Here is a 15478-nt window from a genome sequence, read left to right as displayed (position 1 = left end):
AATGGGGCGCTCACGCGCCCTGCATCAGATTATTATATTATTTTTAACTACGCGGCCGACGCGCCAAGGCAACACCCGCGCCAACCAAAGCACCCATCGCGCCCCACAAAATCAGCCAGAAGACCCGGCGCGGGCTGTCGCGTTTTACCGGCTCTTCCGGCGTGCGCAAATAACGATAGGTCTGGAACTTCTCATCCAAGGTCGGGCCAACGTTCAGCGTCGCCAGCATCGCACGGTTCTGATCGTAATCCAGGTCATAGGTCGGGCCGGAGGCCTGCAGGCCTTCCAGACGCGCCTGCAGCATTGGCCGGCCCAGCAGGAACAGATCCGAATCCGGCAGTTGCTCGGCCGGAGTGTCGGTTTGCGTGCGGCTGATCCCTTGGCTTTCGGCGATTTTCAGCGCCTGCTGCGTGGTGTTCAGCTCGCGCTTGTAAACCGACTCCGCCACCGCTTCCTGGCGCTTAACCTGCGCTTTCATCGAGGTGGTGCGAGCGGCCCACGCCCCCTGAATCTCTTCATTCAGGTGCAGGGCAGCGCGGTGGCTGGCGAAGGCCACGTATTGACGCAGCAGGCGGTTGGCGTCCGCAGCGGTTTCCGCCGTCAGCTTCACGCCGTCGTTCGGCACTTTTTTGTCGTCGCGCGGCGTGAACAGGATGTTGTTGATCAGCTCGTCGAGCAGCGCCGCATCGGCGCGGGCATCCCCTTCCTGACGTTGCTTGTAGTAATCGCTCTGCAGCCAGAAATCGCGACGCGTATCGTAAGCCGCCAGCTGCATGATGAACTCATTGTAAGCTTCATCCGCGATGCTCGGCTGATCGCCGGCCGTCGCCGGCAGCGTGCGCACGTCCAGATTACGCAGGAACTGCTGCTGGGAGTAGTAACCGCCCAACGCATTCACCGTGGGCTTATCGGTGATTGCGGTCGCGCTCCACTCTTGCTTAACCAGATAAGAGACGATCAACGCGACCGCCGCGAACAGCACCGCAATGCCGATAATCCACGGTTTGCCACGCCACAGGGTGCAGCACAGGCCGCGGATATCGAGTTCGTTATCCACCGTCGGGATATGCTTGTCAGACGTTGTTTCTGGATTCATCACAGCCAAAAAGCCTCTGGTTAAGATACTTGCTTGTTATCGCTCGAACGCCGCAGGCGACGCTTGATACGCTTAATGTACCGCGCAACCCGCCAGGCGCGCTTGATGCAGTAACCGTACAGGAAGAAAGCAAGCAAGAATAATGCCAACATAACCCACTCTGGGATAAAAGTCAGGCGTTCGCCGATCACGCCAACCGCCGCCAGCAATGCGGCCGCCAGGGTGATCAACACGAAAGCCTGCCGCGGCGTAAAGCCGGCGCGCATGATCAGGTGGTGAATATGTTGACGATCGGGAGAGAAGGGGCTCATCCCCTTGCGTAAACGACGATACATGATTGCTATCATGTCCATCAGCGGAATAGCGATGATCCACAGCGCGGTCACCGGGTTAATCGAGTGTGCCTTACCCTGCGAGCTTTGCAGCAGCAGCCAAATGGCGGTAAAGCCGATCAGGGTACTGCCGGCGTCCCCCATGAACACCTTATAACGGCGGCCGAGGATGCCGAGGTTGAGCAAAATATAGGGAACGATGGTGGCGATCATCGCAAAGCACCAGAAGGCCATCTCATGGTGGCCACTCAGGTACAGCAACAGACCCAGCGCGCCGAAGGAGACGCACGACAGCCCACCCAGCAAGCCATCAATGCCGTCGACCATGTTGAAGGCGTTGATCGCCGCCCATACCGCGAACAGCGTCACCAGATAGCCGAACGGCCCCAGCAACATCTCCCAGTCGCCCAGCACATGGCCGAAGCTGCGCAGATACAGACCGGCGAACACCATCATGGCAATGCCGACCAACGCCTGCACCAAGGCGCGGATTTTAACGCTGATGTCGAAACGATCGTCGAGCGCGCCCACAAACACCAGAATGCCGGCGCAGGTAAGATAAAGCTTGGCGTGCGCGATAGGTTGTTCCGAAATCCAAAACGCGAAGCACAGTCCGGCATAAACGGAAATACCGCCGACCAGCGGAATCAGCCCCTGATGGCGTTTGCGATAATTGGGTTTATCTACCAGACCAATACGTTTTGCCGCCTTGCGGGCAACAAAGAGAAAAGCCAAAGAAAACAGGAAAACAAATAGAATTTCAGTACTCATAGTGAGTAAGTTCACAGTTAACAGATCTCTGTAGAAGATAAGGCAGCTTACCACGGGCAATAGCTTGTGCCATCGGCCCCCGCCACCTTTCGGTCATTTCCTATGACAACGGTGATTCATGCCTATTTTCTTCGCATCAGCTGACAAAACGACAGCAGCAAAGCCGACCGGCGCAGAGCCGACCGACAAACAAGATGAATTCTCAATAAGTCGAGGAAACAACTTACTTTTCCATTACTGCTACTTATCGTATCCGCCAAAAGCAAAAAACGCCACGACTAGGCGTGGCGTTCAGCGAATTTTTTAACGAATTATGAGCGTTTCATCATATCGAAGAATTCATCGTTGGTTTTAGTCATCGCCAACTTATTAATGAGGAACTCCATCGCGTCAATCTCACCCATCGGGTGAATGATCTTGCGCAGGATCCACATTTTTTGCAGCTCTTCGGAGGTGGTGAGCAGCTCTTCTTTACGGGTACCGGAGCGGTTGTAATCGATCGCAGGGAATACGCGTTTCTCGGCGATTTTACGCGCCAGGTGCAATTCCATGTTGCCGGTACCTTTAAATTCTTCGTAGATCACTTCGTCCATCTTCGAACCGGTATCAACCAGCGCGGTCGCGATGATGGTCAGGCTGCCGCCCTCTTCCACGTTACGTGCCGCACCGAAGAAACGCTTCGGACGATGCAGGGCGTTGGCGTCCACACCACCGGTCAGCACCTTGCCGGAAGCCGGTACCACGGTGTTGTAGGCACGTGCCAGACGGGTGATGGAGTCGAGCAGAATGATCACGTCTTTCTTGTGCTCAACCAGGCGCTTGGCCTTCTCGATTACCATTTCGGCCACTTGCACGTGGCGCGAAGCCGGTTCGTCGAAGGTCGATGCGATCACTTCGCCTTTCACCAGGCGCTGCATCTCGGTCACTTCTTCCGGACGTTCGTCGATCAGCAGCACCATCAGCACGCAGTCTGGGTGGTTGTAAGCGATGCTCTGCGCAATGTTCTGCAGCAGCATGGTTTTACCGGCTTTCGGCGGTGCCACGATCAGGCCACGCTGGCCGCGGCCAATCGGTGCCGCCAGGTCCAGTACGCGCGCCGTCAGGTCTTCGGTCGAGCCGTTGCCGCGCTCCATCCGCAGACGGGAATTGGCGTGCAGCGGCGTCAAGTTCTCGAACAGGATCTTGCTGCGGGCGTTTTCCGGCTTGTCGTAGTTGACTTCGTTGACTTTCAACAGGGCAAAATAGCGCTCGCCTTCTTTTGGCGGACGAATCTTACCGGAAATGGTGTCACCTGTGCGGAGGTTGAAACGGCGGATTTGGCTAGGGGATACATAGATGTCGTCGGGACCGGCGAGGTAGGAACTGTCTCCAGAGCGGAGGAAACCGAATCCATCCTGCAATATCTCGAGCACGCCGTCGCCGAAGATATCTTCCCCGCTTTTCGCATGTTGCTTCAGAATGGAGAAGATAATGTCCTGCTTGCGCATGCGGGCAAGGTTTTCCAGCCCCATATTTTCGCCGAGAGTAATCAGCTCAGAAACCGGCGTATTCTTTAATTCGGTAAGATTCATAGTGGTGGGTTCTTAAACTCGGGGTATGTCTCGAACTTGTATCGTGAATGGTATGGCAGCGAAATGCGTGCCTGTTTACTGGACGTTCGATCACCGGGCGCAGAGCCGTCGCGGTAAGAAATGGCTTACATCGGGCGCACGCATTGACGGTTGAAGATCGAAGGTACCTTAAAAATGATTTTTGCAAAACCGTTTGATTGCCAAAACACGGGCTGAGTTCAGTTTACTTTCAACGCCAGTGGTTCGACACAGAGTATAGCTTTAGATTCAAACTCTTTAGATTTAAAACTTCGGGCAAGTTCTATATGCAGTGTGGTTAAACTTAACACGCTTCTTGGCAGGCGTCTAGCGGTGAATTGAACATCACCGCCAGGCGCCTGATACGGGGCTTCCCGCCCGATTACAGATTCGCGTTCAGGAAATCTTTGAGCTGACCTTTGGACAACGCGCCAACCTTGGTCGCGGCCACTTCACCGTTCTTGAACAGCAACAGCGTAGGGATGCCACGGATACCGTACTTAGGCGCGGTAGCCGGGTTCTGATCGATATTCAGCTTGGTGATGGTCAGTTTGCCTTCGAACTCTTCGGCAATCTCATCCAGAATCGGAGCAATCATCTTGCACGGCCCACACCATTCAGCCCAGAAATCGACCAGGATCGGCCCTTCCGCTTTCAGCACGTCAGCTTCGAAGCTGCTGTCAGTCAGGTGAATAATTTTATCGCTCATGTTCTACTCCACAGGATTATGTCTACCTTGTTGGTGTAGCATTAACCAACTCAAGGTGATTTTAATGCACCGCGTTTATTTCAACGGATGTGCTTTCGTAAAGCAATAGTTAGCTGATATTCTACCACACTATGAGCAAAACACACTTGACCGAACAGAAGTTTTCCGACTTCGCCCTGCACCCGTTAGTCCTTGAAGCCCTTGAGAAAAAAGGGTTTCACAATTGCACGCCCATCCAGGCGTTAGCATTGCCGCTCACGCTCTCCGGGCGTGACGTTGCAGGTCAGGCGCAAACCGGTACCGGAAAGACGCTGGCGTTTTTGGCGTCTACTTTTCACTATTTGCTGACTCACCCGGCGAAACAGGATCGCCAGACCAATCAGCCGCGCGCCTTGATCATGGCGCCTACGCGTGAACTGGCGGTGCAAATCCACTCCGATGCAGAAGCGCTCTCCCAGAGCACCGGCCTGAAACTGGGCCTGGCCTACGGCGGCGACGGCTATGACAAACAGCTGAAAGTGCTGGAAAGCGGCGTGGACATTCTGATTGGCACCACCGGCCGTTTAATCGATTACACCAAGCAGAACTATGTCGATCTCGGCGCGATGCAGGTCGTCGTGCTGGATGAAGCCGATCGCATGTACGATCTCGGCTTTATCAAAGACATCCGTTGGCTGTTCCGCCGTATGCCTACGGCCGATCAACGCCTGAACATGCTGTTCTCCGCCACTCTGTCCTATCGCGTACGCGAACTGGCCTTCGAGCAGATGAACAACGCCGAATATGTTGAAGTGGAACCGGAACAGAAAACCGGCCACCGCATTAAAGAAGAGCTGTTCTACCCGTCCAACGAAGAAAAAATGCGTCTGCTGCAGACGCTGATCGAAGAAGAGTGGCCGGATCGCGCCATCATCTTCGCCAACACCAAGCACCGCTGCGAAGACATCTGGGGCCATCTGGCCGCCGACGGTCACCGCGTCGGCCTGCTGACCGGTGACGTGGCGCAGAAAAAACGCCTGCGCATCCTCGACGACTTCACCAAAGGCAACCTCGATATTCTGGTCGCCACCGACGTCGCCGCGCGCGGTCTGCACATTCCTGCCGTCACCCACGTCTTCAACTACGATCTGCCTGACGATTGCGAAGATTACGTGCACCGCATTGGCCGTACCGGCCGTGCAGGCGCCAGCGGCCACTCCATCAGCCTGGCATGTGAAGAGTACGCGCTCAACCTGCCGGCGATCGAGACCTATATCGACCACAGCATTCCGGTGAGCAAGTACAACAGCGATGCGCTGCTGACCGATTTGCCGGCGCCGAAGCGCCTGTCGCGCCCGCGCGGCGGCAACGGCCCACGTCGCAACTCCGCGCCTCGTCGCGGCGGCGCGCCGCGCAACAACCGTAAACGCCCGAGCTGATTGCCATGCTCAGCTCCAGCACGCTTTATGCTGCCATCGATCTCGGCTCCAACAGCTTCCACATGTTGGTGGTGCGCGAGGTGGCCGGCAGCATTCAGACTCTGGCGCGGATCAAGCGCAAGGTGCGCCTGGCGGCCGGGCTGGATCAGAACAATCACCTGTCGCATGAGGCCATGCAGCGCGGCTGGCAGTGCCTGCGGCTGTTCTCCGAACGCCTGCAGGACATCCCGCGCGAGCAGATCCGCGTCGTCGCTACCGCCACGCTGCGCCTGGCGTCTAACGCCAATGAGTTCTTGCAGGTCGCCGAGCAAATCCTCGGCTGCCCGGTGCAGGTGATCAGCGGCGAAGAAGAGGCGCGGCTGATTTATCACGGCGTCGCGCACACTACCGGCGGGCCGGAGCAGCGGCTGGTCGTCGACATCGGCGGCGGCAGCACCGAACTGGTCACCGGCACCGGCGCACAGGCATCGCAGCTGTATAGTCTGTCGATGGGCTGCGTCACCTGGCTGGAGCGCTACTTCAGCGATCGCAATCTTGGGCAAGAAAACTTCGAGCGCGCCGAACAGGCCGCACGCGAAATGGTGCGGCCGATCGCACCGCAGCTGCGCCAGCAAGGTTGGCAGATCTGCGTCGGCGCTTCCGGCACCGTGCAGGCGCTGCAGGAGATCATGGTGGCGCAAGGCATGGATGAACGCATCACCCTGTCCAAGCTGCGCCAGCTGAAACAGCGCGCCATTCAGTGCGGCAAGCTGGAAGAGTTGGAGATCGAAGGGTTGACGCTGGAGCGCGCGCTGGTCTTCCCGAGCGGCCTGTCCATTCTGTTGGCCATCTTCCAGGAGCTGGGCATCGAGAGCATGATGCTGGCCGGCGGGGCGCTGCGTGAAGGCCTGGTTTACGGCATGCTGCATCTGCCGGTGGAGCAGGATATTCGCATCCGCACCATCCGCAACCTGCAGCGCCGTTACCTGATCGACACCGAGCAAGCCGAGCGCGTCAGCCAGCTCGCCGCCAATTTCTCGCAGCAGGTCGCCAACGAGTGGCAGCTGGACGCACGATGTCGCGAGCTGTTGCACAGCGCCAGCCTGATCCACGAACTCGGCCTTAGCGTCGATTTCAAGCAGGCGCCGCAACACGCCGCCTACCTGATCCGCCACCTGGACTTACCCGGCTTTACCCCGGCGCAGAAAAAACTGCTGGCCACCCTGCTGCAAAACCAGAGCAACCCTCTCGACCTGTCGCTGTTGAACCAGCAAAACGCCCTGCCGCCGCGTACTGCGCAGCGTCTGTGTCGCATTTTGCGCCTGGCGATCATCTTCGCCAGCCGCCGCCGCGACGACACGCTGCCGGCGGTGCGTTTACGCGCCAATCAGGACGATGAACTGACGGTGATCTTGCCGCCGGGTTGGTTGGAACAGCATCCGCTGCGCGCCGAGGCGCTGGAGCAGGAAAGCCACTGGCAGAGCTACGTCCACTGGACGCTGCGGTTGGAAGAACAACGTTAAAATGACCAGGGCGCGATGAGCGCCTGAGGTTAATGGCAAACCTGATGACATTGCCAAGTTTCAGAAGACAGCATATAAAAAATAAGGAAAATCAATTCATTGATTTTCGGCTGATAACCACAAAGGAGGAAAAACCACGCTTTTTCCTCCTTTGTCAGTAATCTAGCCCTGTCTTTTTAATTCCCGCCTTTAGCCTTGGCCAACTGGGCGCGTATATTGGCCAGATGGCTCTGTCCCTTCTGCATCCGCTCCTGCGGGCTCACCACTTTGCGCTCGGTTTCCCACGCCAAATCGTCCTGCGGCAGCTCCAGCAGGAAGCGGCTCGGCTCCGGCCGCACCAGCTCGCCATACTGACGGCGCTCGCGGCACAGGGTGAAAATCAGCTCTTTTTGCGCGCGGGTGATCCCCACATAGGCCAAACGCCGCTCTTCATCGACATTGTCTTCATCGATGCTGCTCTGATGCGGCAGCAGGCCTTCTTCCATGCCCACCAGGAACACGTAGGGGAACTCCAGCCCCTTGGAGGCATGCAGCGTCATCAGCTGTACCTGATCCAGCTCTTCTTCACTTTCGCCGCGCTCCATCATGTCGCGCAGGGTGAAGCGCGTCACCACCTGGGTCAGCGTCATCGGCTCGTCCAGATCGTTGCCTTCCAACATCTCCGTCATCCAGCCGAACAGCGTGTTGACGTTCTTCATCCGCATTTCGGCGGCCTTCGGGCTGGTCGAGGTTTCAAACAACCAGCTCTCATAATCCACTCCGCGGATCAGATCGCGCACCGCCGCCACCGGCTCACGTTCCGCCTGTTGGGCGATGCCGCCCAGCCAGTGGGTGAAACGCTGCAACGATTCCAGCCCGCGACCGGTCAAGTGCTGGCTCAGCCCCAGATCGAAACTGGCGTGGAATAAACTCTTGTTGCGCTGGTTGGCCCATTCGCCGAGCTTCTGCAGCGTCGCCGGGCCGATCTCGCGCTTGGGGGTATTGACGATGCGCAGGAAGGCGCTGTCGTCCTCCGGGTTGGTCAGCACGCGGAGGTAGGCCAGCAAATCCTTGATCTCGGGGCGCGAGAAGAACGACGTACCGCCGGAAATCTTGTACGGAATGCGGTTCTGCATCAGCATCTTTTCAAACACCCGCGACTGGTGATTACCGCGGTACAGGATCGCATAGTCGCCGTAGTGGGTCTTTTTCACGAAGTGGTGGGCGATCAACTCCCCCACCACCCGCTCGGCTTCGTGATCCTCGTTGTTGGCGGTCACCACCTTCAGCTCTTCGCCATATCCCAGCTCGGAAAACAGCCGTTTTTCAAACACGTGCGGGTTATTGGCGATCAGAATGTTGGCCGCCTTCAGAATGCGCTCGCTGGAACGGTAGTTTTGCTCCAGCTTGATCACCTGCAGCGCCGGGAAATCTTCCTTCAGCAGCACCAGGTTCTGCGGCCGCGCGCCGCGCCAGGAGTAGATCGACTGGTCGTCGTCACCCACCACGGTAAAGCGCGCGCGGTTACCCACCAGCAGCTTCACCAGCTCGTACTGGCTGGTGTTGGTATCCTGGTACTCATCCACCAGCAGGTAGCGGATGCGCTGCTGCCAGCGTTCGCGCACCTCTTCGTTGCGTTGCAACAGCAGCGTCGGCAACAGGATCAGGTCGTCGAAGTCCAGCACGTTGCACGCCCGCATATGGGCGTGGTACAGGCTGTAGCAGTGGGCGAACAGCTTGTCGCGCTCCGAGCGCGCCAGCTCCGCCGCTCGCTGAGGATCGATCAGGTCGTTTTTCCAGTTGGAGATGGTCGAAATCAGCTGCGCCACCAGCGTTTTGTCACTTTCCAGCCATTTTTCGGTCAGCTCTTTCAACAGCGCCAGCTGATCCTGATCGTCGAACAGCGAGAAGTTGGACTTCATCCCCAGCGCCACATATTCCCGCTTGATGATCTCCAGCCCCAGCGTATGGAAGGTGGAAATCATCAGCCCGCGCGCCTCTTTGCGCCCCAGGGTTTGCGACACGCGCTCTTTCATCTCGCGCGCGGCCTTGTTGGTAAAGGTTACGGCGGCGATGTGCCGCGCCTGATAGCCGCAATGGTGGATCAGGTGGGCTATCTTGTTGGTGATAACGCGCGTCTTGCCGGAACCGGCACCGGCCAACACCAGGCAGGGCCCGGTAACGAATTCGACGGCTTGTTGTTGGCTGGGGTTTAATCGCATGGTGCTGGCTTGCTCGGCTGTAAAACGTGGAAGGGAATTGTAGCAGAAAGCGCCGATGAGATTTAGCGGGTATAATCAGCGCAATTTTCGCATCGACAAAGGCAATACCATGGCAAAAACGGCGTGCGCCCTGCACATTCTGGTAGACAATGAAAAGCTGGCCAACGAGCTGCTGGCCAAGCTGAAGCGCGGCGTCAGCTTCGACACGCTGGCGCGCAAATACTCGAGCTGCCCGTCAAAACGCAACGGCGGCTCGCTGGGCGAATTCAACAAAGGCGCGATGGTGCCGGCGTTCGATAAAGCGGTGTTCAGCATCCCGCTGCTCAAACCTTACGGCCCGGTCAAAACCCAGTTCGGTTACCACATCATCAAGGTGCTATACCGCAACTGAGGGGGCCTGAGCCCCCTGCCTGCGGCTAATTATTGCGCGCTGGCGTCCGTCGCCGGCGCTGCCACCGCGGTGTCGGCCGGTTTGGCTTCTTCCGTCACCACCGCCGGCGCCGGCATCATGATGCCGTCATAGGTTTCCTGCAGCTGCTTCATGCTCATTTCCGGCTCGCCTTTCGGCTGCATCAGCACCAGCGTCGCGTCCTGAGACAGCTGCAGCTTCAGCGCCTGATTCAGCGTCTCCAGCGTCAGGCTGGACAGGAACTCCTGGCGCAGCTTCTGATACAACTCCGGTGCGATATCCACCACCCCGCTCTGCTGCGAACGCAGGCGCTGGCTCATCAGCACGTCGGTATCGGTGCGGGCGTAGGTGGCGAACAACTTGCTCAGCTGATCGTTTTTCTGCGCCAGCAACGCATCGAATTCCTCTTTGGACAGGCCGTTGTCACGCACGTTGGCCAGCTCGCGGGCGATAAAGCCCAGGCTGCCGTTCAGGTTGTTGTTCGGCGTATCCAGATGGATGGCGCACTGCCCGCGCTGGTACTGCACGCGACAGTCAAAGCCCAGATGCAGGCTCTTCTGGTCGCTTTTTTCCAGCGTCTGCTGAAGATGCCAGAACAGCGCCTCGCGGGCGAGATCGCCACGCCAGTAACGGAGCAGGCTCTGTGAATCGCGAATCGGGTGCCACGGCGAATCCCACATGATCGACAGCGTATCCTGTTTCACCTGCTCGCTGATCAGGCTCACCGGCTGCTGCGGCAGCGGTGTCAGCGTCGGCATCGGGGCCGGGGTTTCACGTTTGCCTTGCAGCGGCGAGAACGCCTTGTTGATCTGCTCGCCCAAGCTGCGGCTGTCAATCTTACCGACCACGAACAGCGTCATGGCGTCCGGGGTATACCACTGTTGATAGAATTTCTTCAGCTGCTCGAGGTTCACCGGCCGTTTCGCCGGCTGCGCAGGATCGTGCGCCAGCAGCGTCGAGCCTTTCAGGCGGTAACGCCACCAGACGTCTTGGGTATTGGGCGGGAAAGTGCCGACCGGATTGATGGTGGAATTCATCACCGCGTGCACCGTATGCTCGTCGATCGCCAGTTTGCCGGTGGTGTCCGCCAGCCAGGCCAGCGCTTCTTTCAGCAGGTCGGGCCGGTTGTTCGGCAGGCTGAGGTTATACATGGTGAAATCATACGAGACGATCGCCGGCGGCAGCGGCCGCTCGTTATCTACGCTCTGTTGCCACAGGGCGCGCAGCTGCGGCGCGGTAAAGCTTTCGCTTCGCGCCAATGCCAGCCGCGGCAGCAGATGGGCGAAGCCGGTCTGCTGCGAAGACTCCACCAGAGAGCCGGTATTGACGATCAGCCGCAGTTCCACGCGGTCGCTTGGCCGCTGCGGCGTATCGAGAATCTGCCATGAAAACCCGTTGGCCAGCGCCCCCTGCTGCCAGGCAGGATCGGGTTGTAGTGCTTCAGCCTGCACGCTGCTACTGGCGGCAGCCAATAGCAGCCCACCAACTATAAGATGAATTCTGGTGCCCTGCATGTGAACCCCTACTTAATGACTATCCAATTTCTTATGCAAATGCGTGTATTCCATTCAATGGAATCATAAAAATACGCCCTGAGTTTCACAGTGGGGCGGAAAGCAGAAAGTGTACCATCGTGTTAGACCGCGCGCCTTTGCGGATGTCACTCATTAGAGTGAAAAATAATAGATAGCGGGTTTTTTAATGCAAGAAATCGTTACGAGGCAGGGGTTGTACCTCACCGGCCGCGGCTGCGGCCGGTGATTTGCCGCCAATATCAGGCGGAAGGCTGCGTTTTGTCCGCGCCGGCGTTTTTGTTGTTCAGCGTGTCTTTCAGCTGTTTCTCATCCAGTTGGTTACACCATTTCGCGACCACCACGGTCGCCACTCCGTTACCCACCAGGTTGGTCAGCGCGCGGGCTTCCGACATGAAGCGATCGATGCCGAGGATCAGCGCCAGCCCGGCCAACGGCAGGTGGCCAACGGCGGAGATGGTGGCGGCCAACACGATAAAGCCGCTGCCGGTCACGCCCGCCGCGCCTTTGGAGGAAAGCAGCAGCACCACCAGCAGAGTAATCTGGTGCATGATATCCATGTGGGTGTTGGTCGCCTGCGCGATAAACACCGCGGCCATGGTCAGGTAGATAGACGTGCCGTCCAGGTTAAAGGAGTACCCGGTCGGGATCACCAGGCCCACCACCGATTTCTTGCAGCCCAGCTTCTCCATTTTATCCAGCATGCGTGGCAGCGCGGACTCTGACGACGAGGTTCCCAGCACGATCAACAGTTCTTCTTTGATGTAGTTGACGAATTTGAAGATGCTGAAGCCGTTGGCGCGGGCGATGCTGCCCAACACCACCACCACGAACAGGATACAGGTAATGTAGAAGCACACGATCAGCTGGCCGAGTTGCACCAGGGTGCCGACGCCGTATTTACCGATGGTAAACGCCATCGCACCGAAGGCCCCGAGCGGCGCCAGGCGCATGATCATGTTGATGATGCCGAAAATCACCCGCGAGAAGCTGTCGATCACGTTGTAGATCAGCTGCCCCTTATCACCCAGACGATGCAGGGCGAAGCCGAACAGCACCGCGAACAGCAGCACCTGCAGAATGTTGCCGCTGGCAAACGCGCCGATCACGCTGCCGGGGATGATGTCCAGCAGGAACGGAATGATGCCCTGCTGCTGCGCCTGCTCGGCGTAGACGGCCACCGCCTTGGCGTCAAGCGTGCCGGGATCGACGTTCATGCCGGCGCCCGGTTGCACCAGGTTGACGATCACCAGGCCGATAATCAGCGCGATGGTGCTGACGATTTCAAAATACAGCAGCGCGATGGCGCCGGTGCGGCCCACCGCCTTCATGCTTTCCATGCCGGCGATGCCGGTTACCACGGTACAGAAAATCACCGGGGCGATAATCATCTTGATCAGTTTGACGAAGCCATCGCCCAGAGGTTTCATCTCGGCGCCGAGGTCAGGGTAGAAATGGCCAAGCAGGATACCCAGCGTGATCGCCGTCAGCACCTGAAAATAGAGGCTCTTAAAGATCGTTGTTTTCATATGAACATCCTATGGGGGGAAGACACGCACCAGGCAGCAGTCTAAAAATCCAGCCTGTTCATTGCTTGCGCGGAAAATAACACCCACTTAACAACATGGAAATAATTTGTTGCACCCGCCCCTGGGAGTTGATGTGAATTTAAGAGCTGAAACGCGTCAGTCCGGGTGCAAAGCTGAAAATTGCGTAAGCCTTTGTTTGCACTAACGCAAAAGAGGTAGAGGAGAAATAGCGATTTTCGGACGGGGAAAAGTACCGGAAAGGTAAACGCGGCGCTTACGGCGCCGCGCGGCAAAACTCGGCTTCGAACGCTTCGCGCGGCAACGGACGGGCGAACAGGAATCCTTGCCCGCTGCGAATGCCGTGCTGCAGCAACCAATCGCGCTGCTCGGCGTTTTCCACGCCTTCGGCCATCACCGGCAACGCCAGCACTTCGGAGATCGAACTGACGATGCGCACCATCGCATCGTCAGCCGGCAGCCCCTGAATGAAGCTGCGGTCGATTTTAATCAAATCGATCGGCAGGGATTTCAAGCGGTTGAGATACTCCAGGCTGGAGTAGCCCATGCCGAAGTCGTCCAGCGCGATCGACAGCCCCAGATCGTGCAGCTCGCGCAGCAGCGCCAGCGCGCGGTCGAGATCGTCGATGCGTACCGTCTCGGTGATCTCCAGCAGCAGCTTGCGCGGGTCTATCCGATACTGCGCCAGCAGGTTTTTCAGATGCGGGACGAACGCTTCATCTTGCATCTGAATACCGGAAACGTTGACCGCCAGCGGCAGCGCAATGCCACGTTGCTGCCAGTCCGCCAGGATACGGCAGGATTCTTCCAGCACCCAGTTGCCGAGAGGCACAATCACGCCCAGCTCTTCCGCGAGCGGGATGACGTCGGCCGGCAAGGTATAGCTGCCGTCATACTGCTGCCAACGCAGCAGCGCTTCGGCGCCGATTACCTCGTTGGACTGCATGTCGATCTGCGGCTGCAGGAACAGCGTGAAATGCCGCTGTTCGATGGCGTGCAGGATCTCGCTCTCCTGCGTCAGCCGCTTCTGCGTGCGTTCCGTCAGGCTAGGCTCGAAGAACAGGATCTGATTTTTTCCTTCGCGGTGCGCGGACATCATCGCCGAGGTGGCGCTGCGCAGCAGCTGTTCCGCACTCTCCCCCTGATTGAGGTAGTGCGCGATGCCGATGCTGGCGTTGGGCCGCAGCGCCAGACCTTCCAGCGTCAACGGCGCGTTGATCTCCGCCATGATGCGCCGCGCCAGCTGCATGGCGTGGAACGGCCGCTCGATGCCCTTGGCCAGAATGGCGAATTCGGTATTGCTCAGCTGTGCCAGCACGCCGTTTTCGTCGATGCAGCCGCGCAGCTTCTTCGCCAGCGCCAACAGCAGCGCTTCACGCATCGCCGGGCTCATCACTCCAGAGGCTTCATGCAGCGTCTCGATGCCGATCACCAGCAGGTTAAAACGCTCGGGGCGCAGGCTGGAAGCGATATGCTGTTCCAGCAACGCATTCAGCAACGCCGGATTCGGCAGTTCGGTCACCGGATGGCGGGTGCTGAGGCGGCTCATGTCGGCATGCGCCTTGGCCAGCGTCTGTTGATTGCGATTGTAGTTGCGCACCAGCAGGCCAAGCTCGTCGTCCTGGTGCAGCGCCGGCAGCATCAGCTGGTGATAGGGCGCTTCGTCCTGCGAGATGTTTTCCAGCTCCTTGGCCATCGCGCGCAGCGGGTGCACCATCAGCCGGTTCATGCACCAGGTGATGGCCACCGACAGGATCAGCGCCAGCAGCAGGTAGGTCGAGAGCATGGTCGACAAAATGCTGAGGATAAACTGGTACATGCGGAACGAGTCGGCCTGCAGCACCAGATAGGCCAGCGGCTGCTGATTGGCCGGCACCCGCTCCAGCGAATAGAGCGGCACGGAAATTTGGATCGGCAGCTCAAACAGCCGGGCGATCAGCGTCGGCACCGGCCGCTCCGGCGGGAAATTGGCGTGCAGCGCCTGAAACTCGTTCGGCAAGACGATATCCGCCCGGCTGAGAATGCCGACCGGCAACAGCGTGTTCAGCACCCTTTTGGCTTCCGGCACGTCCATGCGCAGCACCGCTTCCGCCAGCGGCTGGCGCACGGAGTGAGCGATATTCTCCAGTTGCTGGGCGTAGTCATCCCTGCGCTGCTGCACAAAGTGGAATAACTGGATCACGATAAAGATGCAGATCGTGACCAGCGCCACACCGGACACCGTCGCCATCTGCTTAATCGTTAACGAACGCCTGACCCGCAAACCTGCTCTCCGTGAAATCGGGCTGAAACAAAAAAGGGGGCTGACTCTCACCCGCCCCCTCGAACCGGGCTGAGTATACTCGATCATCGGCTGTTTTTATCTGGCTATG

Annotated in this window: 11 protein-coding genes; 3 read left to right on the top strand and 8 right to left on the bottom strand. The window is 58.3% G+C overall.

The features are described 5' to 3' along the window. Nucleotides 1-43: 43 nt before the first annotated feature. The 4 genes from wzzE to trxA form a co-directional block, all read right to left on the bottom strand. On the bottom strand, nucleotides 44-1096 hold the full coding sequence (gene wzzE / locus QDT79_RS05045; RefSeq protein WP_063989092.1) for an ECA polysaccharide chain length modulation protein: 1053 nt from the start codon (nucleotides 1094-1096) through the stop codon (nucleotides 44-46). Nucleotides 1097-1116: 20 nt separating this feature from the next. Further along, entirely contained in the window at nucleotides 1117-2214 is a 1098-nt protein-coding gene (gene wecA, locus QDT79_RS05040; protein ID WP_049233749.1) for a UDP-N-acetylglucosamine--undecaprenyl-phosphate N-acetylglucosaminephosphotransferase, read from the bottom strand. A gap of 296 nt (nucleotides 2215-2510) precedes the next feature. Beyond that, complete coding sequence (gene rho / locus QDT79_RS05035; RefSeq protein WP_004934188.1) at nucleotides 2511-3770, bottom strand: transcription termination factor Rho; 1260 nt, start codon at nucleotides 3768-3770, stop codon at nucleotides 2511-2513. Nucleotides 3771-4170: 400 nt separating this feature from the next. Continuing rightward, on the bottom strand, nucleotides 4171-4497 hold the full coding sequence (gene trxA, locus QDT79_RS05030; protein WP_004934187.1) for a thioredoxin TrxA: 327 nt from the start codon (nucleotides 4495-4497) through the stop codon (nucleotides 4171-4173). Between the two features lie 131 nt (nucleotides 4498-4628). On the opposite strand from trxA, the gene rhlB reads away from it, so the two are divergent. Together rhlB and ppx are read left to right on the top strand one after the other, a co-directional pair. Next, nucleotides 4629-5915: an ATP-dependent RNA helicase RhlB gene (gene rhlB, locus QDT79_RS05025; protein WP_063989093.1), complete on the top strand. Its 1287-nt coding sequence runs from the start codon at nucleotides 4629-4631 to the stop codon at nucleotides 5913-5915. 5 nt (nucleotides 5916-5920) lie between these two features. Next, the gene (gene ppx / locus QDT79_RS05020) at nucleotides 5921-7417 is read left to right on the top strand and encodes an exopolyphosphatase (RefSeq protein ID WP_149559660.1); all 1497 of its coding nucleotides are present in this window, start codon (nucleotides 5921-5923) and stop codon (nucleotides 7415-7417) included. A gap of 176 nt (nucleotides 7418-7593) precedes the next feature. On the opposite strand, the gene rep is transcribed toward ppx, so the two are convergent. Next, on the bottom strand, nucleotides 7594-9618 hold the full coding sequence (gene rep / locus QDT79_RS05015; protein ID WP_308316253.1) for a DNA helicase Rep: 2025 nt from the start codon (nucleotides 9616-9618) through the stop codon (nucleotides 7594-7596). Nucleotides 9619-9727: 109 nt separating this feature from the next. Here rep and ppiC point away from each other — a divergent pair, with 109 nt between their 5' ends. Beyond that, a complete protein-coding gene (gene ppiC / locus QDT79_RS05010) occupies nucleotides 9728-10009 on the top strand; it encodes a peptidylprolyl isomerase PpiC (RefSeq protein ID WP_004934175.1) in 282 nt (93 codons plus the stop codon). 29 nt (nucleotides 10010-10038) lie between these two features. Here the strand turns inward: ppiC and QDT79_RS05005 are convergent, their stop codons facing one another. The 3 genes from QDT79_RS05005 to hmsP all read right to left on the bottom strand — a co-directional run bounded on the left by QDT79_RS05005 (nucleotide 10039) and on the right by hmsP (nucleotide 15369). After that, nucleotides 10039-11541 (bottom strand): M16 family metallopeptidase, encoded by a 1503-nt coding sequence (locus tag QDT79_RS05005; protein WP_308316252.1) that lies wholly within the window; start codon nucleotides 11539-11541, stop codon nucleotides 10039-10041. A 260-nt stretch (nucleotides 11542-11801) separates the two neighbouring features. After that, complete coding sequence (locus tag QDT79_RS05000) at nucleotides 11802-13088, bottom strand: dicarboxylate/amino acid:cation symporter (RefSeq protein WP_063989097.1); 1287 nt, start codon at nucleotides 13086-13088, stop codon at nucleotides 11802-11804. 274 nt (nucleotides 13089-13362) lie between these two features. Then, nucleotides 13363-15369 (bottom strand): biofilm formation regulator HmsP, encoded by a 2007-nt coding sequence (gene hmsP, locus QDT79_RS04995; RefSeq protein WP_063989098.1) that lies wholly within the window; start codon nucleotides 15367-15369, stop codon nucleotides 13363-13365. Nucleotides 15370-15478: the final 109 nt, after the last annotated feature.

Source organism: Serratia marcescens (genome assembly GCF_029846115.1).
Classification (GTDB): domain Bacteria; phylum Pseudomonadota; class Gammaproteobacteria; order Enterobacterales; family Enterobacteriaceae; genus Serratia; species Serratia marcescens_L.
This window is presented reverse-complemented; position numbering and strand designations above follow the sequence as displayed.

What these genes read in the sequence shown, in the direction of transcription:
- QDT79_RS05000 (WP_063989097.1), bottom strand. Translation starts at nt 13,088, where the DNA reads ATGAAAACAACGATCTTTAAGAGCCTCTATTTTCAGGTGCTGACGGCG.
- wzzE (WP_063989092.1), bottom strand. Translation starts at nt 1,096, where the DNA reads ATGAATCCAGAAACAACGTCTGACAAGCATATCCCGACGGTGGATAAC.
- rhlB (WP_063989093.1), top strand. Translation starts at nt 4,629, where the DNA reads ATGAGCAAAACACACTTGACCGAACAGAAGTTTTCCGACTTCGCCCTG.
- rep (WP_308316253.1), bottom strand. Translation starts at nt 9,618, where the DNA reads ATGCGATTAAACCCCAGCCAACAACAAGCCGTCGAATTCGTTACCGGG.
- ppiC (WP_004934175.1), top strand. Translation starts at nt 9,728, where the DNA reads ATGGCAAAAACGGCGTGCGCCCTGCACATTCTGGTAGACAATGAAAAG.
- trxA (WP_004934187.1), bottom strand. Translation starts at nt 4,497, where the DNA reads ATGAGCGATAAAATTATTCACCTGACTGACAGCAGCTTCGAAGCTGAC.
- rho (WP_004934188.1), bottom strand. Translation starts at nt 3,770, where the DNA reads ATGAATCTTACCGAATTAAAGAATACGCCGGTTTCTGAGCTGATTACT.
- ppx (WP_149559660.1), top strand. Translation starts at nt 5,921, where the DNA reads ATGCTCAGCTCCAGCACGCTTTATGCTGCCATCGATCTCGGCTCCAAC.
- QDT79_RS05005 (WP_308316252.1), bottom strand. Translation starts at nt 11,541, where the DNA reads ATGCAGGGCACCAGAATTCATCTTATAGTTGGTGGGCTGCTATTGGCT.